This window comes from Glaciihabitans tibetensis (genome assembly GCF_003003265.1).
GTDB classification, from domain to species: domain Bacteria; phylum Actinomycetota; class Actinomycetes; order Actinomycetales; family Microbacteriaceae; genus Glaciihabitans; species Glaciihabitans tibetensis.
The window spans coordinates 33,407-56,363 of record NZ_PVTL01000013.1 but is presented as its reverse complement, the minus strand read 5'-3'; the positions used below and the strand labels follow the sequence as shown (position 1 = coordinate 56,363).

The following is a 22,957-nucleotide window of genomic DNA, read 5'->3' as shown; positions in this document are numbered from 1 at the left end:
CACCCGCACCCGCCGGCATCGTCGGAATCAACCATCTCCCCGAAAAAACCGGCACCAACTAACCCCACTGACTCCACACAGCTTGACAACGCCCGTAGCAGCCCGCTCGGCGCGGTTGCGGCTGGATCTACGGCGGGAACTGCCCGCTCGGCGAGGGCTTGGCCCCGCGGCATCCGCCTGCACCGCAGATTCGCCATGGGATAGCCTCGCTGGGGCGCGATCGTGACGGATTCGCGTGTTCCCGGGCAACCTGACGCCTTCACCTGAGTAGCGAGGGCTGCCGCTTTATGAGTACGAACGAGCCCACGACCGACGAGCCCACGACCGAGCGCGAGCCCCAGCCCAAGCCTCAGCCCCAGCCGACGCCCCAAAGCAAGCGCAGGCTCTTCGTCGACCTCTCGCCGCTGCGCGCATCCCCGGCGTTCGCCCGCCTCTGGGTGGGGTCGCTCGTCTCGGGCATCGGCGCGCAGCTGACCGTCGTCGCCGTGGGCCTGCAGGTCTACGAACTCACCCGGTCCACCCTCGCCGTGGCCCTCGTCGGCGGGATCGCGCTGGTTCCGATGATCATTGCGGGGCTGTGGGGTGGGATGCTAGCTGACGCCTTCGATCGCCGCCGGGTACTCATCACGACCGCCATCATCAGCTGGCTCAGTATTCTCGGGCTCGTAGGTTTTGCCACCGCGGAAGCCCTCTACGGGCCCAATCACGTTCCCCTCTGGCCGCTATACGCGCTGACCACGACCACAACCATGGCGTCGACCATCTCGCAGGCGACGCGTTCCGCGGTGATTCCGCGCATCCTGCCCGCCGACATGGTGTCCCGGGCGAGCGCGTTGAACGGCATCTCCGGTGGGCTGCAGTTCACCATCGGGCCCGCGTTCGCTGGGGTGCTCGTGGCGTCCATCGGTTTTCCGTTGACCTTTGCGGTGGATGCCGCGCTGTTCAGCATCGGCTTCCTCGGCATCCTTACCCTGCCGAAACTGAAGCCTCTTGCCGCAACCGCCCGCCCCGGGCTGAAGTCACTGCGCGACGGACTGCACTACCTGCGCTCGGCGCCGATCGTGCAGATGAGTTTCATCGTGGACATCATCGCAATGACGTTCGGCCGCCCGCTCGTGCTGTTCCCGGCGATCGGCGCGACCGTGATCGGCGGGGGAGCGGTCACCGTCGGGGTGCTCACCGCGTCGATCGCGGCTGGAGCGTTCCTGGCGAGTCTGTTCAGCGGTCCGGTGCGCCACGTCCACCGTCACGGCCTCGCCGTCCAGCGATCGATTGCTGTGTACGGCGGCTGCGTCGCACTGTTCGGAGCCGTGGTCGCGGCGACGGAGTTCGGGTGGTTTGGTGAGGCGGGTGCAAACCCGGCACCGGTTGTGGTCATAGCGCTGGTGCTCGCGGTGATCGCGCTTGTCGGCATGGGCGTTTCCGACGAGATCAGTGCGATATTCCGCTCCACCATCCTTCTGACCGCCACGCCGGACGAGATGCGCGGACGCCTTCAGGGTGTGTTCTTCGTTGTGGTCGGGGGCGGCCCGCGAGTCGGCGATCTCTACGCGGGGATCCTCGCGTCGCTGGCCGCACTGTGGTTTCCGCCGGTTCTCGGCGGCCTGATGATCATCGCGCTGGTCACGGTGCTGATGCGCCTGCGGCCGGCGATGCGCGACTACGACGCGCGCACGCCCACGGCGTAGCAGCCGACCCACTGCAGGCATAGTGCCTCACTCGCCGCAGGGCCAGGTATCACCGAATGCTTCACGCACACGCTTCGCGCACTCGCTGCACCCTCGGAGGATCTTCGTCGAATGCTGGTACTGGCAGTCCCACCGTCGAGCGGGGTACTGGTTGGCCCCGGCGCGTGCTGGAAATGTCGTCTGAGCATCACCCGATGCCACACATTTCACGGAAGGGCCCCTCATATGGCTGCCACCCACACTCTGGTGATGACCGGCGCGAGCCGCGGCATCGGCCGAATCGCCGCCGAGCTCATCCTCGCGGGCGATCCCACAGTTCACCTCGTCGTCGTCGCGCGAGGCGATAGCGGTCCCGCTATCGCGGCAGAGCTGGCCAACGGCACACACTCGGTGTCTTCGGTCTCGGCCGACCTCGGTTCGATGTCCAGTGTTCGCCTGGCGGCCAAGGAGATCACGACGAAATTGCAGCGAGGGGAGCTGCCACCGCTCCGCGGGTTCGTCGGCAACGCCGGCATCCAATACACCAACGCTCTCACCGAAGGAGCGGATGGACACGAGGCGACCTTCACCGTCAACGTTCTGGCGAATCACATCTTCATCCGGGCGCTCGAGCAGCAGTTTGCCCGAGAGTCGCGAATCACGATCACGGTCAGCGACACCCACTTCGGCGACTTCAAACACAACATGGGCATGGTCCCCGGGCCCGTGTGGCAAGCGCCGGAAAAACTCGCGCAAACCTCGGCGTTCGCCAGGCCATCGACCACCGCCGCGGGACGCACCGCATACTCGACCAGCAAGCTCGCCGCGATCTATCTCGTGCACGAACTCGCGCGCCGACTGCCCGACGGTGTCGACGTCGTGGGGTTCAACCCCGGTTTCGTGCCCGGAACCGGACTCGCGCGCAACGCAGACCCGATCTCGCGATTCATGATGAGCCGCATCATGCCGCTCATGGCCCTCACCCCGATGGCCACGAGCCAGAAGGACGCCGGGCGCGACCTCGCGAACGTGGTTCTGGGCAGGACCGCGGCGCCCTCCGGTTCCTATGTTGACCGCGCGAAGGTCGACCGGTCCTCTGACGAGTCGTACGATCCCGGCCGCGAAGCCGAACTCTGGAGCGGCGTCGAACGTCTCACCGCAGCCTGAGGCACCAAGCAGGTCGGGCGGGAGGCCGGGCAAGGAGGTCGGGCTGGAGGCTGGGCGGTTCAGGTCGAGCTGGATGCCGGGCGACCGAGGGGGCTAGGCGGGGCGGTTCAGGTCGGCCTCGGAGACATGCTCGAACCAGGTGGTGGTGGTCGAGGGGTCGTCGGCGGATTCGAGCATTGCGACGTGTTCCATATATCCGTCGCCGCCTGCTGCGTGAAAGTGCTCTTCCCCGGGCGGTGTGTAGAGGGTCTGGCCCGGGTGGACTTCGACGATGCTTCCGTCGCGGTCGCCGAATCGGGCAACGCCTTGGGTGACGTGGAGGAACTGGCCGCGGGCGTGCGAGTGCCAGGCGGTGCGGGCGCCGGGGGCGAAGTGCACCGTGGCAACGGTCATCCGCTGGTCGCCGTCCTGCGGAAGTGCGAGGAAGTCGACCCAGACGTCACCTGCGAACTGCTCGGGAGGGTTCTTCATGGTCGGAGTGGTGGGGAGAATTTTCATGGTCAGCTTCCTGGTTGTTCTAGACGCGAAATGGATGCGCGAGGGAGTTATTCGGAGAAGAGCTGCTTGGCCACGCCCATAGCGGACATGCCCTTGGGCCAGCCGGCATAGAAGGTGACGTGGGTGATGGCCTCGATCAGCTCTTCCTGGGTGACGCCGTTCTCGACCGCTCTGCCCAGGTGGAAGCCGAGCTGCTCGGTGTGCCCGCCGGCCGTGAGAACCGCGACTGTGATGAGGCTGCGGTCGCGCGCGGACAGTTCGGGACGGTTCCAGATGTCGTCGAACAGAACGTCGTCGGTGAGTGCGGCAAGTTTCGGTGCGAAGTCCTCGAACATGCGGCGTCCGCCGCCTACCTGCTTGGGCTGGTCAGTCATGATGATCTCCTTCTCGTGGATGGTGGAACGTGTAGCTGGGTCAACACGAGTGCGACCGCGCCGAAGAAAATCATGACGACCGGGAGAACGAGCCCGTCGAAGCCGGATACGAGGGCGGCGCCGACGATCCCGGCAGCAAAGATCGCGAGGTTGAACGCGACCGGCAGGAAGGAGTTGGCGACATCTGAGTCGTCCCCGCCGGTGGTGGTCAGCGCAGCCTGGAGTTGAGCCGCCGCACCGCCGAAGGTGATGCCCCAAACCACCGTCGCGACAATGATCGCGGGTGTCGAGGTGTGGCCGACGAGAAGCGTCAGGCCCGCGGCAATGAAGAGGATGACGCTGCCGTGCAGCAGTGGGCGCGGGTATCGGTCGAGGAGTGCTCCCGTGATGACGATTCCCGCGATCGACGCGATGCCGAAGATGAAGAGCTGCACGTCGACCGTGAGGCTGCTGCCCGTGGTCCGCAGGTATGGGGAGATGTAGGTGTAGATGGTGTTATGGGCGAGCATCCAGGCGAAAATCACGGCCAGAATGGGGAGGATGCCGGGGATGCGCAGCACCCGCGCGACGGGCAGACGTGATCTCCCGGCCTGCCCGTCGGCGTCTGGTGCGATGGCTGCGATGAGGATGCCGGCGACGATCGCCACCGCGGTCAGGCCGACGAAAGCCCACCTCCAGTCGAATGTCGTCCCCAGCCAGGAACCGAGCGGTGTACCCAGGGCGAAGCCGACCGGGGCGCCGGTGGAGACGATTGACAGTGCGAGTCCGGCGCGCCGTGGCGGACTGATTTTGCGTCCATACGCCGCGAGCATGCCCCAGATGATCCCGGAAAAGGCGCCGGCAACGAACCGTGTTATCAACGACAGTGTCACGTCCGTGGAGACGGCGGTGACGGTATTGGCGAGGACGAGGCCGAGGATTGCGGTCAGGATCAGCGGCTTGCGGCGCATACCCCGGGTGAGGCTGATGGCCGGAATGGTGACGATGACCGTGCCGAGAGCGTACGCGCTGACGAACAACCCGACGGTACCTTCGCTGGTTCCCATCCCGGTCGCGATAACGGGGAGCAGGCCGGCGGGCATTGTCTCCATCGCGACGAGCACAAAACCGATCACCGCAAGCAGGGCGAGGCTGACAATCGGGAGTCGTCGAATGGACTGCTCGTCTTCGATCCGAACGTCGCCGATGCGAACATCGTCGGTCCGAACGTCGCCGGGGGCGTGCGAGACGTCTCCGCGCATGGGAAAACTCCTTCGGTTGCTGGGGGATGCCCCCAGTCAACCTTCGCCTCGCGGTTCGAGGGAGTCTCTATAAAGAGGTGTACCAGCAGGACACCCCACGCCGTGCTTCTGCGCCGTATCGTCGTGGACATGGACATGGACAATCAAGCCGAGGTACGCGAGTTCCTCATGTCACGGCGCGCGAAGATCTCCCCAGAACAGGCTGGGCTTCCCGCCGGGCCGAACCGACGAGTCGCGGGTCTACGCCGCAACGAGGTCGCTATCCTCGCCGGCGTCAGCGTCGAGTACTACGCCAAACTCGAACGCGGAGCCATCGCCGGCGCCTCCTCATCGGTCCTCGACGCTCTGGCGCGTGCGCTGCAGCTCGATGACACCGAGCGCACACACCTCTTCGACCTGGCCCGTGCGGCAGACGGCATCCCCCTGTCCGGCCGCACCCGACGGCGTTCAGGCAAAAACGCGGGCACCCGCCCGAGCCTTCAGTGGGTTTTGGGTACCATCACCGATGGGGTCGCCTTCGTGCGCGACCAGCATCAGGATCTTCTCGCGACGAACGAGCTCGGCCGCGCCTTTTACTCCCCGCTCATCGGCGAGGGCGGCCGTACCCCGAACCTCGCGCGGTTCCAGTTTCTCGATCCTGCATCCCGCGATTTCTATCCCGACTGGGACCTCTTCGCAGCGATGTGCGTCGGAATCATGCGCACGGAGGCGGGTCGCGACCCGAACGACAAGGGCCTGCAGGACCTGGTCGGCGAACTGTCGACCTGCAGTGACACGTTCCGCCAGCTCTGGGGCGCGCACAACGTGCGAACCCACGGCACCGGTACAAAACGTTTCAACCATCCGGTTGTCGGCGAGCTCACTCTCGCCTACGAAGAGCTCGCCATCACGGCTGACCCCGGCACCGTGCTCATGATCTACACCGCAGAGCCCGGCTCCCCGAGCCAGGAACGTCTCAGGCTTCTCGCCAGCTGGGCCGCCACGAACGCGACGGTACCCGACCAGACGCAGCCGCGCACCCCGGTCTAGAAGACGCGGGGCCGCGGCGTGAAGTCTGCGTGAGGTACTACGCGGCGGCGGTCGGCTCGACTGCGGTGACCGCGGCGGCGACGGCGGCAACGACCGCGGTCAGCTGCTCGACGACCTCCGCGTCATCCTTCGGGTGGATCTCAGCGAAACGCACGACCGAGCCCGGGATCGACAGGGTGACATCGGTGAGCACGTTGGCTCCCGCGATTCCGGTCGACTTGCGCACCTCGTCCTGTGCCCACACTCCGCCGAACTGGCCGTAGGCGCTGCCGATTGCGGCGAGGGGCTTGCCGGTGAGCGCTCCCTGGCCGAACGGACGCGATGCCCAGTCGATGGCGTTCTTGAGCACGGCGGGGATGGTGCCGTTGTGCTCGGGGGTGATGAGAAGGAATGCGTCCGCGGCGTTGGCTGCAGCGCGGAAGTCGACGGCGGCAGCGGGAACCGAACCCTCGACGTCGATGTCTTCGTTGTAGAAGGGAAGGTCAGCGATGCCCTCGAAGACGGAGACGGTGACGCCCTCGGCCGCGACATCCGTGGCAACCTCAGCAAGCTGGCGATTCTTGGAACCGGAGCGCAGGCTACCGACAAGGACGAGAATATTGGTGTCAGTCATGGTTCATTCCTTCGAAAGTTAGGGACGCGTACCTAACCCATAACCGGACCGCGGTCCGTATATTCCCAATTACCCCACGTGCACGTTCGGCCGGTGGGTCGTGTTGGGTTCGGCCCGGCGCAGAACCTCGCGCGTGACCGGCGCCACCTCGCCCGTTCCCGTGATAAGGAAGCGGAACATGTTGGACAACGGATTGCCTTCGGTCCATTCGAAGTAGACGTTCGGAACAATCCCGCTCTGGTCGCGGATGGCCAGGAGCACCGCCGCGAGCGTGTTCGGCACGTTTCCGCTGCTGACCTGGAGCACGCGATATCCGTTCCGCATGACCCCACGAACCACGAGGTCCTCCTCGAAGTTGGAGGAATCGCCCGGGTAGACCTCCAGGAACAGCACGGGTGCGCGGGCGGGGATGCCGCTGTCGCGGCGTTCGTCGTGGAGTTTCATGCGGTATTCGTCCGCACTGTCGTCGGCGTCTGGTTCGTGCGCGATCACGTGGATCGATCCGTGGTCGTTCGTGTCGGCGGTGACAAAGCGCTCGGCAGTCGGGTCGAGTTGAACGGATGTCGCGCGCAGCTGGAACGACCGCTGCACGCGCGAGACGAGCGAGACCACCATGATGCCGAGAATGAACAGAGCGGCGATGCGCACTCCATCGGGCCGCTCGATCACATTGACCACCGTGGTGTAGACGAAGACCACGGAGATGATCGCGAATCCGATCGTGCGCTTGCGCTGGTTCTTGTGCAGCGCGGAGAGAGTCACCGCCACCGAAGCAGAGGTGATGAGCACGAGAACACCTGTCGCATACGCGCCACCCTGTGCGTCGACATCCGCCTGAAATGCAATCGTGATCGCAAAGGCGATGACCGTGAAGACGATCACGAGCGGGCGCACGGCGCGAGCCCACTGGGGAGCCATGCCATACCGCGGAAGGTAGCGCGGCACGAGGTTGAGCAGGCCGGCCATCGCGGATGCTCCGGCGAACCAGAGAATGCAGATGGTGCTGACGTCATACAGGGTGCCGAAACCGTCGCCGAGGTACTCGTGTGCGAGGTAGGCGAGGGCGCGGCCGTTGGCCTCGCCGCCGGGCTGGAATTCGGACTGGGGGATGAGGAACGTCGTGACGATGCTCGAAGTGATGAGGAACGCGCTCATGATGAGCGCCGCGGTCGTGAGCAGTCGCTGCGCGCCCTTGATGCGGGCTTCCGGGTTTTCGGGGGTGTCCTTGGGCCCACCCTTGATCTGCGGCATGACGGCGACACCTGTTTCGAACCCGGAGAGCCCGAGCGCCAGCTTTGGGAAAACCAGCAGCGCGATTCCCACCATGAGTAGCGGGTTGCTGTGCTGGGCTGTGAGGGCCTGCCACCAGTCATCCACCACGGTGAAATCGCTGCCGATATGAACGAAGGAGACGGCGATCACGATCGCGTTGAGAGCGAGAAAGACGGCGACGAGCACTACGGCGATCGAGATGGCCTCTTTGAATCCGCGAAGGAAAACGGCGGCAAGCAACCCGACAAAGACGAGGGTGATCAGCACCTCGTTGCCCTCGAACCAGGCCGGGGCGAACGGGTTTTCGACGGCGTGGGCGGTTGCGTCTGCGGCCGACAGAGTGATGGTGATCATGAAGTCGGTCGCGGCAAAGCCGAGCAGCACCAACACAAACAGTTTGCCGCCCCACCAGGGCAGGAGACGTTCGAGCATCGAGATCGAACCCTCGCCGCGGAAACTCTCCCGGGCGACACGGCGGTAGACGGGCAGGGCGCCGAACAGGGTGAGCGCCACCAACACGATGGTAGCCAGCGGCGACAGCAGGCCGGCCGCGACCGCCGCGATCGCGGGCTGGTAGCCGAGTGTCGAGAAGTAGTCAACGCCGGTGAGGCACATGACCCGCCACCAGGAGTGGGTCTTCTCCACCGAGTCGGCGTGGGGTCCGGGGTGGGAACCGGATCTGTCGGTAAGCCCGTCGAGCAACCACGCGCTCGCCGCGCTCCGCGTGCTGCGGTGAACGGGCGTCGAGTCGGTGCCCGTCGTGCCCGTCGTTTTCTTTGCCGCGCTGGGCACCACCTGCGCCACCTGATACCCCGTCATTCTCTGCGTTGTCTGCGTTGTCTGCACTGTCTGCGATGTCTACGCGACATTCTCCGCACGAGATTACAACGGTAGGGGTTCGGCGCGGGGCCGAACCCCGATCCAGCGTTAGGGTTCCGTAAGGATTTTGACGTCGTGGAGAATGGTGGGCCCGCAACACGGGATTACCAGGAGGTCTCCGGCGCGCACGTCCGCCGGTACTCGCGTGGCAAACCCGCTGCCAGGCCCGGTCAGCCCGTTGACCTCGATCGTGGTGGTCGCCGAGTGTTCCGAAGACTCGCGTCCGATCACGCGCAACTCACCACCGGCGGGCTGGCACCCGCGGACATCCGCGTCGATGTAAACGTGGAGTCGAAGGTCGCTGCGCCACTCGACGTGGAGTACCCGCGCCACCACAACTGACGCCGTCTCCGTGTTCGACGGGCGCCCGCCTGAGCGGGGCTGCACCGCGTCCGCGGTGTGCACGCAGGGTGTGCCGCACAGGTCGACCAGGCGAAGCATCGAGATTGCCGCGATCACCACGTCCTGCTCGGTGTGAACGGTGAATGCGGGCCAGGTATCTGGCGCAGTGATCGGTGGGTGTGCCGCAGAAATTCTCATGTAGCCAGCGTGCTGGCTTGTGGTGATTCCCGCCTCCGGCCTAACGAGCTCCATGCGGTCGTCGGTTCGTTCCATACGACATCTATGCGCGACCGGCCCCGTCGCCGGAAGCAGCCCCGTCGTCGCCGAGGAACCGGTATCCCATGCCGGGTACGGTCACCAGATGGCGCGGCCGCGAGGCAACCGGCTCGAGTTTTTTGCGCAGTTGCGCCAGGTACAACCGCAGGTAGCCGGTATCCGCGGAGTGGTGCGGACCCCAGACCTCGGTGAGGAGCGCTTCGCGCGTTACGAGTCGGCCGCCGCTGCGCACCAGTATCTCCAGGATGCGCCACTCCGTCGGGGTGAGCCGCACGGATTCCGTGGTCTCGTTTCGCGTGCGCTGGATCTGCTTCGCGGAGAAGTCGACGCTGACAACGCCGAACTCGACGACCGGTTCGGCCTCCTCGGTCGGGACCCGGCGCGTGAGGGCACGGATCCGCGCGAGCAACTCTTCGATGGAGAACGGCTTGGTGACGTAGTCGTCCGCCCCGGCGTCGAGGGCCTCAACCTTGTCGGTTGCCCCGCTGCGTCCGGATACCACGAGGATCGGCACCTGGCTCCACCCGCGAATGCCCTCGATCACCTCAATGCCGGTGAGGTGGGGCATGCCCAGGTCGAGCATCACGAGGTCCGGGTGGTGATCGATGGCCCGGTCGAGTGCCTCGGCGCCATTTGCGGCGGTGACAATGCTGTAGCCCCGGGCGCCCAGTGTGATTTTGAGCGCCCGGATGATCTGTGGGTCGTCATCGGCAACGAGAATCTTCACGCGCCGCCCTCCTCTCCGCGGTTGTCTCCGGGCGCCGCCGGGAGCGACACGACCATGGTGAGGCCGCCGCCCGGGGTGTCCTCCGCATGGAGGGTGCCGGCCATACCCTCGACGAATCCCTTCGACAGCGCGAGTCCGAGGCCAAGCCCGGTCGTGTTATCGGTGTCGCCGAGGCGCTGGAACGGCACAAAAATGTCGTCGATCCGATCCGAGGAGACCCCGGGCCCCCGGTCGGTGATCCGAATCTCGATCGTGCCGGCAAACGCGCTTGCCGAAAGGCGCGGGGGAGAGCCAGGAGGGCTGAACCGGCGCGCATTGTCCAGCAGATTTACCAGCACGCGTTGCAGCAGTCCCGCGTCGGCGACGACCTCCGGAAGCTCATCAGCGATGGCGAGTTCGACGTCAGCTGGGCCGAGTCCCAGCTCATCGAGCGCGGGCAGGACGACCTCGGCGACGTCCAAAACGCTCGGGGACACCGCGAGTGCCCCCGCCTGAAGCCGGCTGGCGTCGAGGAGGTTCGTCACAAGCGCGGCGAGAGATTCGAGGGACTCCTGGGCCGTTGCGAGCAGTTCGGTCCGATCGGAGTCTGACCACACGACATCCGCTGATCGAAGTCCGCTGATCGCCGCGGTCGCCGCTGCGAGGGGTCGCCTGAGGTCGTGCCCGACCGCGGCGAGCAGGGCGCTGCGCATCCGGTCCGCCGCAGCGAGCGGCGCGACTTCTTCCGCTTGTTTGGTGAGAGCGTTGTGCTCCAGCGCCGCGTCGACCTGGGCGGCTATCACGGCGAGGAGTCGGCGTTCCGACGCTCGGAGGTCGGGCCCGACGAGTTCCAATGATCCGCGCTCTCCCGCGGGGATGGTCGTCACGTGCTCGCCCTCAACTGAGTGACCGGAGGTGTACAGCACGTCCCCATCGGCGACGACGCGCACGCAGCTCAGTCCGAATGCTTCGCGGGTGCGGGAGATCAGCGCGTGGAGGGCATCCTGGCCGCGCAACACGCTTCCGGCGATCGTCGCCAGAAGCTCGGACTCGGCAAGCGCGCGAACGGCCGAGCGCGAGCGTCGAGCCGCCTGATCAACGACGTAGCTGACGAGAACGGCGTTGGCGATGTACAGGGCGAGCGCGAGGGCGTGCGGGGGGCTCGCGATGGTGACGCTGTACACCGGCTCGATGAAAAAAAAGTCGAGGGTGAGCCCAGAAAGCACAGCCGCGAACAGCGCGGGCCAGATGCCTCCGATCAACGCGACCACAACCACCAGGAGCTGGAAGCTGAGCACATCGCTCGCGATGGAGTCGTCGCTTCGGAGTCCCGACAGCAACAGGGTCAGCAGCGGGCCGACCACCAGCGCGACCGCGAGTCCCAGGAGGCGGCGGCGGGCGGTGAGCGCTCCTCCGACCCGCGGCAGCGTGAAGCGGCCGCCTGCTGCGGCGTGGGTGACGATGTGCACATCGATCAGGCCGGACTCGCGAATCACCGTCGCACCGATTCCCGGGCCGGTCACTGCCGCGGCAATCCGGCTGCGGCGGCTGACACCGATCACGAGTTGGGTGGCGTTCGACGCCTTCGCGAAGTCCACGAGCGCTCGAGGGACGTCGTTTCCCACCACCTGGTGGTAGGTGCCGCCGAGCTTTTCTGCCAGCGCACGTTGCGCGGAGAGGGCACCGGGATGGGTCTCGCTGAGACCGTCTTGGCTGCTGACGTGCACCGCGAGGAGTTCACCTCCGGCGGAGCGGGCGGCGATCCGGGCACCCCTGCGGATGAGCGTCTCGCCTTCTGGCCCGCCGGTGAGGGCAACCACCACCCGCTCGCGCGCCTCCCACTTGTTGTCGATGCCGTGTTCGCCCCGGTATGTTTTCAGCGCGCTGTCCACCTCGTCGGCGAGCCACAGCAGCGCCAGTTCGCGCAACGCGGTCAGGTTGCCGAGGCGGAAGAAGTTAGATAGGGCCGCGTCGATCCGCGCCGCGGGGTACACATTGCCTTCGGCGAGGCGGTCGCGGAGCGCCTGCGGTGCCAGGTCGATGACCTCGATCTGGTCGGCCTTGCGCAGCACCGCGTCGGGGATCGTTTCCCGTTGCGGCGCACCGACGATCTGCTCGACCACGTCGCTGAGCGATTCGATGTGCTGCACGTTGACGGTCGAGATCACGGTGATGCCGGCGGCGAGCAGGGTCTCGACGTCCTGCCACCGTTTTTCGTTCACGGAGCCCGGCGCGTTGGTGTGCGCCAGTTCGTCGACCAGTGCGATCGCGGGCCTTCGGGCCAGCACGCCGGGGAGGTCCATCTCGGAAAGCTCCACCCCGCGATGCTCCACGGTGGTGCGGGGGAGCACCTCCAGGTCATGCAGCAGCCCAGCCGTGGCGGCGCGGCCGTGGGTTTCCACGACCGCGACGACAACATCCTTACCCTCGGCGCCCATGCGGGCACCTTCTTCGAGCATGGCGTAGGTCTTGCCCACGCCGGGGGCGGCGCCGAGCAGAACGCGGAGCCGCCCTCGTTTCACTGTTCCTATCCCTTCAGCTGGCTCAGAGCGATGTTCAGCTCAAGCACGTTTACCGTCGGCTCGCCCAGGTATCCGAGGTCTCGGCCCTGCAATGACTCGTCGACAAGAGCCTGAACATCAGACTCGGGGATGTCGCGGGCCTCAGCGACTCGCGCCACCTGCAGCTGCGCGTAGTCAGGGCTGATGTGCGGATCGAGGCCCGAGGCCGATGCGGTGAGCGCGTCGGCGGGAATGCTGTCCGTGGAGACGTCGTCGAGGGCAACGATCGCATCCCGTCGCTCCTCAATCGCGGCGATCAGGTCTTCATTCTCCGGCCCGTAATTGCTGCCGCTGGATGCCGCGCCGTCGTAGCCGTCGCCCGCTGCGGAGGGCCGTGACTGGAACCATTCCGGCAAAGCGGCCCCATCGGCATCCACAAATGCCTGGCCGATCAGGCTCGACCCGACTACCTCGCCGTCGACCCGGGCGAGCGAACCGTTGGCGTGCGCGGGCAGCGCGAGTTGTCCCACGGCCGTGATAACCGCGGTGTAGCCGACTCCGAGCACGAGCGTGAAGACGAGCATGGCCCGAATGGCGACCCCGTACTGGCGGGCGGTTGAACGTGGTGACATGAGTGTTGGATTCCTTAGTGCTGGGTCGAGAAAAACGGTGTGGTGGGGAACGGTGTCGCGAGCAACGGGCGCTAGAACCCGGGAATCACGCTGACGACCAGGTCGATCAGCTTGATCCCGATGAACGGCGCAACGATCCCGCCGAGGCCGTAGACGAGGATGTTGCGGCTGAGGATCTTCGACGCCGACAGGGCGCGGTACGAGACGCCGCGCAGGGCCAGCGGGATCAGCACCACGATGATGATCGCGTTGAAGATGATGGCCGACAGGATTGCGGATGCCGGGGAGTGCAGCTGCATGATGTTCAGCATCGCGAGCCCAGGAAACACCCCGGCGAACATCGCGGGGATGATCGCGAAGTACTTCGCCACGTCGTTTGCGATCGAGAAGGTCGTCAGCGCGCCGCGGGTAATCAGCAGTTGCTTGCCGATGCGCACGATGTCGATGAGCTTCGTCGGGTCGGAGTCGAGGTCAACCATGTTGCCCGCCTCCTTTGCCGCAGACGTTCCCGTGTTCATGGCCACTCCGACGTCGGCCTGGGCCAGCGCCGGCGCATCGTTCGTGCCGTCACCGGTCATCGCGACGAGGTTTCCGCCATCCTGTTCCTTGCGGATCAGCGCGAGCTTGTCCTCGGGGGTCGCCTCAGCGAGGTAGTCGTCCACCCCGGCCTCGGCCGCGATCGCCTTCGCTGTCAGCGGGTTGTCGCCCGTGATCATCACGGTGCGGATGCCCATCGAGCGCAACTCGGCGAACCGCTCGCGCAGGCCCTCCTTCACGATGTCCTTGAGGTACACCACGCCGAGGATCTGCCCGGTGCCGTCTGCCGCCTTCGTCGCAACCACGAGCGGTGTACCGCCCGCGTTGGAGATGCGTTCGATGTTGGCCTCGAGCTCGTCCAGCTCGCTGCTGGGCAGCGGGTGCCCCTGCCCGAGAGCCTGCTCCTGCTCGATCCACGCGATCACCGCGGAGCCTGCGCCCTTGCGGATCTGGGATCCGTCGGCCAGGTCCAGCCCACTCATCCGGGTCTGCGCGGTGAACGGAACGATCTCACCCGTGGGCGCGGCCGAATCCGTGAAGCCCTGCTCCTTGGCGAGGTCGACGATCGACTTACCCTCCGGCGTCGGGTCGCTCAGCGACGACACCGCCGCCGCCTGGATCAGCGTGTGCAGCGAGATGCCGCGCAGAGCGGTGAACTCGGCGGCACGGCGATTGCCGTAGGTGATAGTGCCCGTTTTGTCGAGCAGCAGCGTGGTGACGTCGCCGGCCGCTTCCACGGCCCGGCCCGACATCGCGAGCACATTGCGCTGCACGAGACGGTCCATTCCCGCGATGCCGATCGCGGACAGAAGCGCCCCAATCGTCGTGGGGATGAGGCAGACCAGCAGAGCGATCAGAACCGGCACACTCACCGCGGCGTCGGAATAACCGGCGATGGGGTTCAGTGTCAACGCGACGACCACGAAGATGATCGACAGGCTGGCCAACAGGATGTTGAGAGCGATCTCATTCGGTGTTTTCTGGCGGGATGCCCCCTCCACCAGTGTGATCATGCGGTCAACGAACGTCTCTCCAGGCTTGCTCGTGATGCGAATCACGATGCGGTCGGACAGCACCCGGGTGCCGCCGGTTACCGCGCTGCGATCTCCACCCGACTCGCGGATGACTGGTGCGGACTCGCCGGTGATCGCCGATTCATCCACCGAGGCAATTCCCCAGATGATGTCGCCGTCTCCGGGAATGAGATCGCCCGCCACCGCCACGACGATGTCGCCGAGGGTGAGATCGGCGGAGGAAACCGGCGCGGTCGCCGCATTCGTTGCGGCCGGGTCGCCCTGCGCGTCGTAACTCGTGACGCGCGCGGCGGTCGTGCTGGTGCGGGTCGCGCGGAGGCTTTCGGCCTGTGCTTTGCCTCGGCCCTCGGCTACCGCTTCCGCGAGGTTTGCAAAGATCACGGTGAGCCAGAGCCAGAGGGCGATGCCCCAGGTGAACGAGCCGGGCACACTGCTGCCGCCTGAGTCGGCCGCCCCTCCGAGGAAGGGTTCCGCGATCGCGAGAACGGTGGTGTACGCCGCCCCGATCTCGACGATGAACATGACCGGGTTGCGCCACATCTGGCGCGGATCGAGCTTGCGCATCGCCCCGGGCAGGGCGGCGACGAGCTGGGCGGCGGTGAAGGCGCCCTTCCCATTTGCAGAGGCAGACGCGGAAGCGGATTCTGAGGTGGGGGGAGTGGGCTCCGGGTTGTGTTCGGGAGCGTCGGTGGTGGTCAGTGCGGACATGGTTTAGTGCAGCCCTTCAGCAAGCGGTCCCAAAGCCAAAACAGGGAAGTAGGTGAGTGCGGTCACGATGATCGACACCCCGAGGAGCAGGCCGACGAATTGCGGCCGGTGGGTGGGCAGGGTTCCGGCGGTCGCGGGCACCCTGTCCTGCGCGGCGAAAGAGCCGGCGAGGGCGAGCACAAACACGATCGGCAGGAAGCGCCCGAACAGCATTGCGATGCCGAGGGCCGTGTTGAACCACGGCGTGTTGGCTGTAAGGCCGGCGAAGGCCGAGCCGTTGTTGTTCGCGGCGGAGGTGAACGCGTAGAGCACCTCGGAGAAGCCGTGCAGCCCCGGGTTCCAGATGGACGTGCCGAACACGTCTTCACGAACCGCAGGAATCGCGAAGCTCAGCGCCGTTCCGACCAGCACCAGCGTCGGGGTGATCAAAATGTAGATGCTGGCGAGCTTGATCTCCCGTGGGCCGATCTTCTTGCCCAGATACTCGGGGGTGCGTCCGACCAGTAGACCGGCGATGAACACGGTGACGATAGCGAGCACGAGCAGTCCGTAGAGCCCGGAGCCGACTCCGCCGGGAGCGATCTCGCCGAGCATCATGTTCAGCATCGCCATCATCCCGCCCAGAGACGTGAACGAATCGTGCATCGCGTTCACCGCGCCCGTGGAGGTCAGGGTGCTCGTGGATCCGAACAGGGTCGAACCCCAGATGCCGAACCGGTCCTCCTTGCCCTCCATCGCCGATCCTGCGAGACGGGTGGCCGCGCCTCCGGTGGTGGTCTCGAACCAGGTCATAGCAGCGAGCGACACGGTGAAGATGGTCGCCATCACGGCCACGATCGCGTTGCCCTGGCGCTTGTCGCCGACCATCTGGCCGAACGTGCGGGGCAGCGAGAAAGGAATCGCGAGCATCAGCACGATCTGGAACAGGCTCGTCCAGGCCGTAGGGTTCTCGAACGGGTGCGCCGAGTTGGCGTTGAAGAAGCCGCCCCCGTTGGTACCCAGCAGCTTGATCGCCTCTTGCGAAGCTGCCGGCCCTCCCGGAATTGTCGCCGACCCCCCGGTCAGCGTCGTCACCGTTGTGAATCCGGCGAAGTTCTGGATCACCCCGCCGATGATGAGAATCAGAGCGGATGCCGCGGCCAGGGGCAACAGCAGACGCAGCGTAGCGCGGGTCAAGTCGACCCAGAAGTTGCCGATGGTTCCGGACGAACGCAGTGCGAGACCGCGGATCAGAGCCACTGCGACGGCGATACCCACGGCCGCCGACACGAAGTTCTGCACCACGAGGCCGAGGATCTGCACCGCGTAACCCATGGTGACGTCGGGGGAGTAGGACTGCCAGTTCGTGTTTGACACGAACGAGATGGCGGTGTTGAAGGACAGGCCCTCGGGGATGGCGGGGAACCCGAGAGAGTAGGGCAGAACCGCCTGGGCGCGCTGGATCGCGTACACCAGCAGCACACCGACGAGGGAGAAGACCAGCACGCTGCGCAGGTAGCTGCGCCACGCCTGACCCGAACTCGAATCGACGCCGATTATTCGGTAGAAGCCGCGCTCGACCCCGAGGTCTTTCTTCGTCGTGAAGATGTGCGCCATGTAATCGCCCAGGGGGCGGTAGATCAGCGCGATGACAAGTGCCACCGTGAGGATCTGGAGGATTCCGAACAGGATGGTCATCAGAATCTCTCCGGCTTCACGAGGGCGAAGACGAGATACACGAGGGCGCCGACGGCGAGCCCGGCAGCGATGACGTCAAACACGATCACAGCTTTTCCACCCCTCGAGCGACTAAACCGACAACCGCAAAAGCGGCAATCGCGACGAGGACGTACACAATGTCGAGCACTGACAACTTCTCTCCGGTAAACGGGCCAACGACGGCCCCACCTTCACGGTCCCGTGGGGACCCGGCGCCTGAATGAGGCACAGCAGATGAGTAAATACCCGTGGGGCAGCCGAAAGACGGATCCTCATGGAGTCCTTACGGGCGGGGCCGGAACCCTAACGGGTTCCTAACACTGGCGGCGCAGCGGGCGGCGCTGAGGCGGCGGTTGAGGAAGTGCAGAGCAGGCCGCGACAGACCAGCGGTCGGCCCGATTGTTCCGGAAACGTAAGGATGTGCCGCCGCGGCGTAGGAGTGTCGTTAGGGACGCGCTGAGCGGAATGATTCGGGCGTACTCCGGTCTTATGACTCTGACCCGCATGATTCCCTCGCTTCGCCGCTCGCTGCCCGATCCTCTCTCCGCCGACCTATGGCCGGAGGCGACGGTTGCGACCGTCACCGACGTTGTGGTGTCCGGCATTTCCCTTCTGCGACTGGTCGAGGTGTGTGGCACTCCGTGCGTTCACAGCGGAGCTGCCGTCGTCCCACGGACCGGAGGCAGGCCTTCGACGACCGACCGAACGACCGTGTTGGTTGTGCGCGTCACCAGCGTGGAACACGCACCGTCCGGCCCCGTCGTTGTCAGGACCGACGCGCGTCTCGACGATCCCGCTCTCATCTGGTTGGAAGCGCGGCTGATCGGGAGGGTATCGACCGCGCACAACGGCCTCACGCTCGTCGCCTGCCGTCCACTCGAACCCGACGCCGGAACCGGCACAAACGGGCGCGCGGCAGACCTTCCTCAGGACGTTCGCGCCGGAGACTTGCTCGCAATTCCCAGCGAACCCGCTCGAACCTCGTTTACCTTTTGGACACCGTGAGGCAAGGCGCCATTCACACAGGTGCCACGCGCCCGCCGCTCCACGCCGGAAGGATCGGTGCCGGGTACCACAACACCGTGGAGTTTCCGCCGACGATCAGACACCTGGGGCAAGCACTTGCGATTTTCGACACTGGCGCAACGCGCCGTTTTGACCGCCGGGGCGTCCGTCGCTCTTGGATGCCTTCTTGCTGCCCCCGCGTTCGCGGCAGCGGGTGTGCCCGCGGGTGCCTGGACGGCTACGCCCCGCGCAGCCGCCGCACCCGCAGCGGCAGCGGCAGCGGTTGACCCGGCGAGCCAGTCCTTCTCGCGCACCGCGACCTACCCGGTGTTCCATAACGTTCCGGCGGGCGTGGATCCCGCAGCGGCCACCGCAGCGGAGATCTCGGACGTCACAGACGACGGCAACACCGTGATCTACACCGACGCGCCGGGCAAGCGCATCGGCTTCATCAACATCACCGACCCGAGCAACCCGGTCGGTACCGGCAGCATCTCGCTCGCCGCGCTCGGTCACGCCGACGACCAGCCCACGTCGGTGGCCGTCTACGGCGACTACGTTCTGGTGGTTGTTGACGAGAGCGGCGGAAACTTCGTGGAGGCCGCGGGACGCCTCGATGTCATCCGCATCAGCGACCGCTCCCTGGTGACCAGTATCGACCTGGGCGGCCAGCCCGACTCGATCGCCATTAGTGCCGACGGGGCCTACGCCGCGATCGCCATGGAGAACCAGCGGGACGAAACGGCTACGCCGACGGGAGCTGCGGAGGGTGACCTTCCGCAGCTGCCGGCAGGATTCATCCAGACCATCAATCTGAATGCGAACCCCACGAGCTGGACAGCGACGCCGATTGCGCTGGTGAACACCGACGGCACTGCGCTCGCCGCCTTCACCGCGGCCGGCTTCGACACCCCGATTGACCCAGAGCCCGAGTACGTGGCGATCAACAGCAAGAACCAGCTGGCCGTCACCCTGCAGGAGAACAACGGCATCGTTGTCATCGACCTGCCCACCCGGGAAATCGTCAAGGCGTTCAGCGCCGGCAGTGTCTCGGTGTCCGGCATCGACACCACCAAGGACAAAAAGATCAACCTGACCGGGTCGATCACCAACACGCCCCGCGAGCCCGACTCGATCGCCTGGGTGGATGACACCCACCTCGCCACGGCCAATGAGGGCGACTGGAAGGGCGGCAGCCGCGGCTGGACCATCTTCGACGCGGCCAGCGGGGCGGTGTCGTGGGATGCCGGCAACACCTTCGAACACCTCGCGGTCACTCACGGCGTCTCCAACAACGACCGTGCGGCGAAGAAGGGCAGCGAGCCCGAGGGACTGACCATCGCCACGTTCAACGGGGTTCGCTACGGATTCGTCGCCTCCGAGCGCAGCAACTTCGTCGCCGTCTACAACCTCACCAACCCGGTCGCCCCGGTGTTCGAGCAGCTGCTCTTCGCGACCAACGGACCCGAGGGCCTGCTCAGCGTGCCGTCGCGCAACCTGCTCGTCGTCTCGAGCGAGACCGACGACGCGAGCGTCAGTGTGCGTGCCTCCGTCACCCTCTTTGAGCAGGGTGCGCAGCTCGATCAGGGTGGCAACGTGGCCGGCCAGCCCAGCATCGTGTCCGCGACCACAAACGGACTGCCGATCGGCTGGCAGGCGCTCGGTGCGCTGAGCGCAGCGCCCGGCGACCCCACCCACATTTTCACCGCAAGCGACAGCGCGGTATCGCCGAGCACGATTTATTCGGTGGATGTCACGAAGACTCCAGCCCTGATCGACGGCACCCTCGTCGTGACGAAGGACGGCGCCCCGGCGGCGCTCGACATCGAAGGTGTCTACGCCCGTGAACAGGGCGGCTTCTGGCTTGCCGCTGAGGGTGTGACCGGAGCCGGAAACCTGCTCTACCGCACCGATGCCGCGGGCGCGATCGTGCAGACCGTCGCACTGCCGACCGAGGTGGCCGAGCACATCTCCAAATGGGGATTCGAGGGCGTCACCGCACTAACCGATGCGGCGGGTAACGAGCAGCTGTTCGTGGCCGTGCAGCGTCCGCTCTGGACCGATCCGGCCTCCGCGACCACACAGGTCGACGGCGACGACGTCACCCGGATCGGTCGCTACGACGTGACCACCGGAGTCTGGTCCTGGTTCGGCTACCAGCTGGAGAAGTCATCGGGCGGAGCCGACTGGGTCGGCCTCTCTGAAATTGTGGCGGTGGATGACTCGACCCTCGCCGTCATCGAACGCGACAAGTTGAACGGTCCGACCGCCGCCCTCAAGCGCATCTACACGGTCGAGATCCCCGCGGTTGCTGCCAGCGCTGCTGCTCCTGCTGCTGGCGCTGCTGCCGCACTGCCCCTCCTGCAGAAAACGCTCGCCTACGACGTGCTCCCGGATCTCGAAGCAGTCAACGGCTGGACCCAGGAAAAGCTCGAGGGCCTCACCATCGGCGCGGACGGAATGGTCTACGCGGTCACCGACAACGACGGCCTCGTTTCTGCCACGGGCGAGACCGTATTCCTCGAGCTGGGAACCGCCGCGGAGATCTTCGGCACCGACCCGACCGACCCGACCGACCCAACAGACCCGACGGACCCGACGGACCCGACCGATCCGACGAACCCCGGCGACTCGGCACCTACCCTTACTGTCGGTGACGCAGACCTAACCGTGGCCATCGGAGGCACCCTGCCGCTCTCCGGCGCGGGCTTCGCGCCGAACGTGGGCCTCACGGTGACGCTTGCGTCGGCGTCCGGCTCCGCATCCAGCCCGGTGGTCCTCGGCACGGTGCGAACAGGCGCAACGGGCGCATTCGCCGTGACCTTCACGGTGCCCGCGGGCGTCGACCTCGGTGCCCAGCGCATCGTGGTGACTGGGCCGGACGGCGTCTCGGTGGAGACCACGATCACCATCGTGGCCGCCGCGGTGACGGGCGCCGGGGCATCCCCCGCCAAGGGCACCCTCGCCAGCACGGGCGTCGACGGCTTCGCAACCTCGCTGAGCAGTGCGTTGCTGTTGCTGGTCGCCGGTGCGGCAGCGCTGCTGGTCCGCGGTCGCGGCTTCGGCCGCGGCAACCAGACTGGTGCCAACTAGTCCCGCGCCAACCACACCCTGAGCCGAGCGCGTGGGTGAACTCAGTCCTGCGGACGGGGCTGAGTTCACCTCACGCCGGATGCTAAGGTCCGACCGTGGATCAACGGATGCTACAGGTGGGGCCACCGGCCGAGACCGAACGGGCGGATGCCGTGCGCAACCGTGCCCGGATTCTCGACGCGGCGCGAACCATCCTGGATGCCTCCGGTGTCGACGCCCTCACCATGGACGCCGTCGCCCGCGAGGCCGGCCTCGGTAAGGGCACCGTCTTTCGCCGTTTCGGCTCGCGCAGCCAGCTGCTGCTGACGTTGCTGAACAGTACAGAAGAAGAGTTTCAGCGCGGCTTCCTGGCCGGGCCGCCCCCGCTTGGGCCCGGCGCCAATCCGGTCGACCGCCTCATCGCGTTCGGACGTGCCCGCCTCGACCTACTCGGTGTGCAGGGCGATCTTCTCCGTGCGGCTGAAGCTTCGGCGGAGTCCCGCTACTCGTCCCCGGCCCGCGCGGCCTCGGTCTTGCACATCACGATGTTACTCCGCTCTGGTGGGGTGCAGGGGGATGTCCCGGTGCTTGCCACCACTCTGAACTCCACCCTCGATGCCGCACTGGTGCTGCACGAGAACCGCGTCGGCAGCGTCTCGATGGAGCGCATCGCCAACGGCTGGGAAGACCTGGTGCGCCGGGTCACCGCGCCGCAGCAAACCTAGCGCGCTGCGGTCCACCACTCCGCGGTGCCGCGGCGGATCGCGCTGACCGCGCGCGCGGGGTGCAGTGGATCCGGAGCCCGTAGCCAGGTTTCGAGTGCGGCTACCGTGCCGGAGGCAGCCATGGCGGAGTACAGGGCGGCTTCGCGGTAACGCGCTTCCGAGGCATCCACCTTTGAATTGTTTTCGTTCTCGCCCGCGCTCTTCGCGTCGGATTCCGCCTCTGGATCGCGCGGGGCAATATCGGGGTGCCGGGTGAGGTGATCGACCAGCCCCCACTCGATGTGGTCGATGAGCACGTCGCGCAGCTCCGGGGGCAGCCGGTGGCGGAGGTTGTGGCGGTAAATGGCGGCGTTGCGGTAGACGTGCTCGACCAGCGCCGACTGGAATCGCTCCAGCGGGATCGTTTCATCAGCGGCGGACTGTTCGGACAGCCGGTCGAATTCCTCGCGGAGGGCCTGCAACTCCGCCCCGAGCACGGCACCGAGCAGCGCGCCTGGGCTGGCTGCGTGCGCGTAGAAGGTTGGACGCGAGATGCCGGCGTGCAGGGCGACGTCGGTGACCGTGATGTCGGCAAGGGTGCGCTGGCTCGCCAGGTCGCGGATGGCGCGGGCGAGAGCGTCCCGCGTGCGTAGCTGCCTGACGTCCATGGTGGCACTCTACTTTACGGGTGACAGATATGACCGGGACGTTGGACCCGAGTTCGGTGGTGATCGCCACGCAAGCAGCAACCATGCCGATGTCCTTGGTTTCCATGTTGATCGTCCCAGTTGAATGAACAGACGATGGGTACATGAACGGATTTGAAGATGCGAATTTGGTTATCGCATCCGTGCAGTCGGCAATTACGAGTGATCCGCATGCGGGCGTGACTATCCACGATGCGTGGGCAGATACGCGGCAGAGTGCGTGCGTTATCTACGAGTGCGTTCGTTGGGAGGCTGGCGTTCTCGGGCGGAGGATCACGTTTCCGCCGCACGCAGT

The 22,957-nt window shown here is 66.1% G+C and carries 19 protein-coding genes; 6 read left to right on the top strand and 13 right to left on the bottom strand.

The features are described from left to right. Positions 1-287: 287 nt before the first annotated feature. Positions 288-1,688 carry an MFS transporter gene (locus B0I08_RS17305; protein ID WP_106215157.1) on the top strand — a complete coding sequence of 467 codons (1,401 nt, stop codon included), beginning with the start codon at positions 288-290 and terminating at the stop codon, positions 1,686-1,688. Positions 1,689-1,913: 225 nt separating this feature from the next. Beyond that, positions 1,914-2,834 (top strand): SDR family NAD(P)-dependent oxidoreductase, encoded by a 921-nt coding sequence (locus tag B0I08_RS17300; protein ID WP_219905708.1) that lies wholly within the window; start codon positions 1,914-1,916, stop codon positions 2,832-2,834. Between the two features lie 93 nt (positions 2,835-2,927). Here B0I08_RS17300 and B0I08_RS17295 read toward each other — a convergent pair whose 3' ends face one another. From B0I08_RS17295 to B0I08_RS17285, 3 genes are read right to left on the bottom strand one after another with little or no spacing between them, the layout of a single operon-like run. Next, positions 2,928-3,332, bottom strand: a complete 405-nt coding sequence (locus tag B0I08_RS17295; RefSeq protein ID WP_106215155.1) for a cupin domain-containing protein — start codon at positions 3,330-3,332, stop codon at positions 2,928-2,930. Positions 3,333-3,379: 47 nt separating this feature from the next. Beyond that, a complete protein-coding gene (locus tag B0I08_RS17290) occupies positions 3,380-3,706 on the bottom strand; it encodes a carboxymuconolactone decarboxylase family protein (RefSeq protein ID WP_106215153.1) in 327 nt (108 codons plus the stop codon). Continuing rightward, complete coding sequence (locus B0I08_RS17285; protein ID WP_106215151.1) at positions 3,703-4,947, bottom strand: MFS transporter; 1,245 nt, start codon at positions 4,945-4,947, stop codon at positions 3,703-3,705. Before B0I08_RS17285 ends, B0I08_RS17290 begins: the two co-directional genes overlap by 4 nt. 135 nt (positions 4,948-5,082) lie before the next feature. On the opposite strand from B0I08_RS17285, the gene B0I08_RS17280 reads away from it, so the two are divergent. After that, complete coding sequence (locus tag B0I08_RS17280; protein ID WP_106215171.1) at positions 5,083-5,976, top strand: helix-turn-helix transcriptional regulator; 894 nt, start codon at positions 5,083-5,085, stop codon at positions 5,974-5,976. Positions 5,977-6,013: 37 nt separating this feature from the next. Here the strand turns inward: B0I08_RS17280 and B0I08_RS17275 are convergent, their stop codons facing one another. The 9 genes from B0I08_RS17275 to B0I08_RS17235 form a co-directional block, all read right to left on the bottom strand. Further along, positions 6,014-6,589: an NAD(P)H-dependent oxidoreductase gene (locus tag B0I08_RS17275; RefSeq protein ID WP_106215149.1), complete on the bottom strand. Its 576-nt coding sequence runs from the start codon at positions 6,587-6,589 to the stop codon at positions 6,014-6,016. Between the two features lie 69 nt (positions 6,590-6,658). Then, positions 6,659-8,680: an APC family permease gene (locus B0I08_RS17270; RefSeq protein WP_181243478.1), complete on the bottom strand. Its 2,022-nt coding sequence runs from the start codon at positions 8,678-8,680 to the stop codon at positions 6,659-6,661. A gap of 108 nt (positions 8,681-8,788) precedes the next feature. After that, a complete protein-coding gene (locus tag B0I08_RS17265; protein ID WP_106215147.1) occupies positions 8,789-9,355 on the bottom strand; it encodes a hypothetical protein in 567 nt (188 codons plus the stop codon). Between the two features lie 7 nt (positions 9,356-9,362). Further along, a complete protein-coding gene (locus tag B0I08_RS17260) occupies positions 9,363-10,085 on the bottom strand; it encodes a response regulator (RefSeq protein ID WP_106215145.1) in 723 nt (240 codons plus the stop codon). Further along, positions 10,082-12,586 (bottom strand): DUF4118 domain-containing protein, encoded by a 2,505-nt coding sequence (locus B0I08_RS17255; RefSeq protein WP_106215143.1) that lies wholly within the window; start codon positions 12,584-12,586, stop codon positions 10,082-10,084. Before B0I08_RS17255 ends, B0I08_RS17260 begins: the two co-directional genes overlap by 4 nt. Before the next feature lie 5 nt (positions 12,587-12,591). Further along, positions 12,592-13,197 carry a potassium-transporting ATPase subunit KdpC gene (kdpC, locus tag B0I08_RS17250; protein WP_106215141.1) on the bottom strand — a complete coding sequence of 202 codons (606 nt, stop codon included), beginning with the start codon at positions 13,195-13,197 and terminating at the stop codon, positions 12,592-12,594. A 71-nt stretch (positions 13,198-13,268) separates the two neighbouring features. Continuing rightward, positions 13,269-15,476 (bottom strand): potassium-transporting ATPase subunit KdpB, encoded by a 2,208-nt coding sequence (gene kdpB, locus B0I08_RS17245; protein WP_106215139.1) that lies wholly within the window; start codon positions 15,474-15,476, stop codon positions 13,269-13,271. Between the two features lie 3 nt (positions 15,477-15,479). Then, positions 15,480-17,153 (bottom strand): potassium-transporting ATPase subunit KdpA, encoded by a 1,674-nt coding sequence (kdpA, locus tag B0I08_RS17240; protein ID WP_106215137.1) that lies wholly within the window; start codon positions 17,151-17,153, stop codon positions 15,480-15,482. Beyond that, positions 17,153-17,242, bottom strand: coding sequence for a potassium-transporting ATPase subunit F (locus tag B0I08_RS17235; protein WP_106215135.1), 90 nt, complete (start codon positions 17,240-17,242; stop codon positions 17,153-17,155). The genes kdpA and B0I08_RS17235 overlap by 1 nt, the downstream gene beginning before the upstream one ends. A 421-nt stretch (positions 17,243-17,663) precedes the next feature. Between B0I08_RS17235 and B0I08_RS17230 the strand changes: the two genes are divergently transcribed. The 3 genes from B0I08_RS17230 (at position 17,664) to B0I08_RS17220 (ending at position 21,976) form a co-directional block, all read left to right on the top strand. Further along, a complete protein-coding gene (locus tag B0I08_RS17230) occupies positions 17,664-18,179 on the top strand; it encodes a hypothetical protein (RefSeq protein ID WP_106215133.1) in 516 nt (171 codons plus the stop codon). A 117-nt stretch (positions 18,180-18,296) separates the two neighbouring features. Further along, on the top strand, positions 18,297-21,272 hold the full coding sequence (locus tag B0I08_RS17225; RefSeq protein ID WP_219905707.1) for an esterase-like activity of phytase family protein: 2,976 nt from the start codon (positions 18,297-18,299) through the stop codon (positions 21,270-21,272). 95 nt (positions 21,273-21,367) lie between these two features. Beyond that, on the top strand, positions 21,368-21,976 hold the full coding sequence (locus B0I08_RS17220; RefSeq protein WP_245884878.1) for a TetR/AcrR family transcriptional regulator: 609 nt from the start codon (positions 21,368-21,370) through the stop codon (positions 21,974-21,976). Here the strand turns inward: B0I08_RS17220 and B0I08_RS17215 are convergent. Continuing rightward, complete coding sequence (locus B0I08_RS17215) at positions 21,973-22,623, bottom strand: TetR/AcrR family transcriptional regulator (protein WP_106215129.1); 651 nt, start codon at positions 22,621-22,623, stop codon at positions 21,973-21,975. The genes B0I08_RS17220 and B0I08_RS17215 overlap by 4 nt on opposite strands. Between the last annotated feature and the right edge of the window lie 334 nt (positions 22,624-22,957).

Excerpts from the sequence above, each read along its gene's own strand:
- B0I08_RS17265 (WP_106215147.1), bottom strand. The coding sequence starts at position 9,355 with ATGGAACGAACCGACGACCGCATGGAGCTCGTTAGGCCGGAGGCGGGA.
- kdpB (WP_106215139.1), bottom strand. The coding sequence starts at position 15,476 with ATGTCCGCACTGACCACCACCGACGCTCCCGAACACAACCCGGAGCCC.
- B0I08_RS17270 (WP_181243478.1), bottom strand. The coding sequence starts at position 8,680 with ATGACGGGGTATCAGGTGGCGCAGGTGGTGCCCAGCGCGGCAAAGAAA.
- kdpC (WP_106215141.1), bottom strand. The coding sequence starts at position 13,197 with ATGTCACCACGTTCAACCGCCCGCCAGTACGGGGTCGCCATTCGGGCC.
- B0I08_RS17290 (WP_106215153.1), bottom strand. The coding sequence starts at position 3,706 with ATGACTGACCAGCCCAAGCAGGTAGGCGGCGGACGCCGCATGTTCGAG.
- B0I08_RS17295 (WP_106215155.1), bottom strand. The coding sequence starts at position 3,332 with ATGAAAATTCTCCCCACCACTCCGACCATGAAGAACCCTCCCGAGCAG.
- B0I08_RS17305 (WP_106215157.1), top strand. The coding sequence starts at position 288 with ATGAGTACGAACGAGCCCACGACCGACGAGCCCACGACCGAGCGCGAG.
- B0I08_RS17300 (WP_219905708.1), top strand. The coding sequence starts at position 1,914 with ATGGCTGCCACCCACACTCTGGTGATGACCGGCGCGAGCCGCGGCATC.
- kdpA (WP_106215137.1), bottom strand. The coding sequence starts at position 17,153 with ATGACCATCCTGTTCGGAATCCTCCAGATCCTCACGGTGGCACTTGTC.
- B0I08_RS17275 (WP_106215149.1), bottom strand. The coding sequence starts at position 6,589 with ATGACTGACACCAATATTCTCGTCCTTGTCGGTAGCCTGCGCTCCGGT.
- B0I08_RS17230 (WP_106215133.1), top strand. The coding sequence starts at position 17,664 with ATGACTCTGACCCGCATGATTCCCTCGCTTCGCCGCTCGCTGCCCGAT.
- B0I08_RS17285 (WP_106215151.1), bottom strand. The coding sequence starts at position 4,947 with ATGCGCGGAGACGTCTCGCACGCCCCCGGCGACGTTCGGACCGACGAT.
- B0I08_RS17280 (WP_106215171.1), top strand. The coding sequence starts at position 5,083 with ATGGACAATCAAGCCGAGGTACGCGAGTTCCTCATGTCACGGCGCGCG.
- B0I08_RS17215 (WP_106215129.1), bottom strand. The coding sequence starts at position 22,623 with ATGGACGTCAGGCAGCTACGCACGCGGGACGCTCTCGCCCGCGCCATC.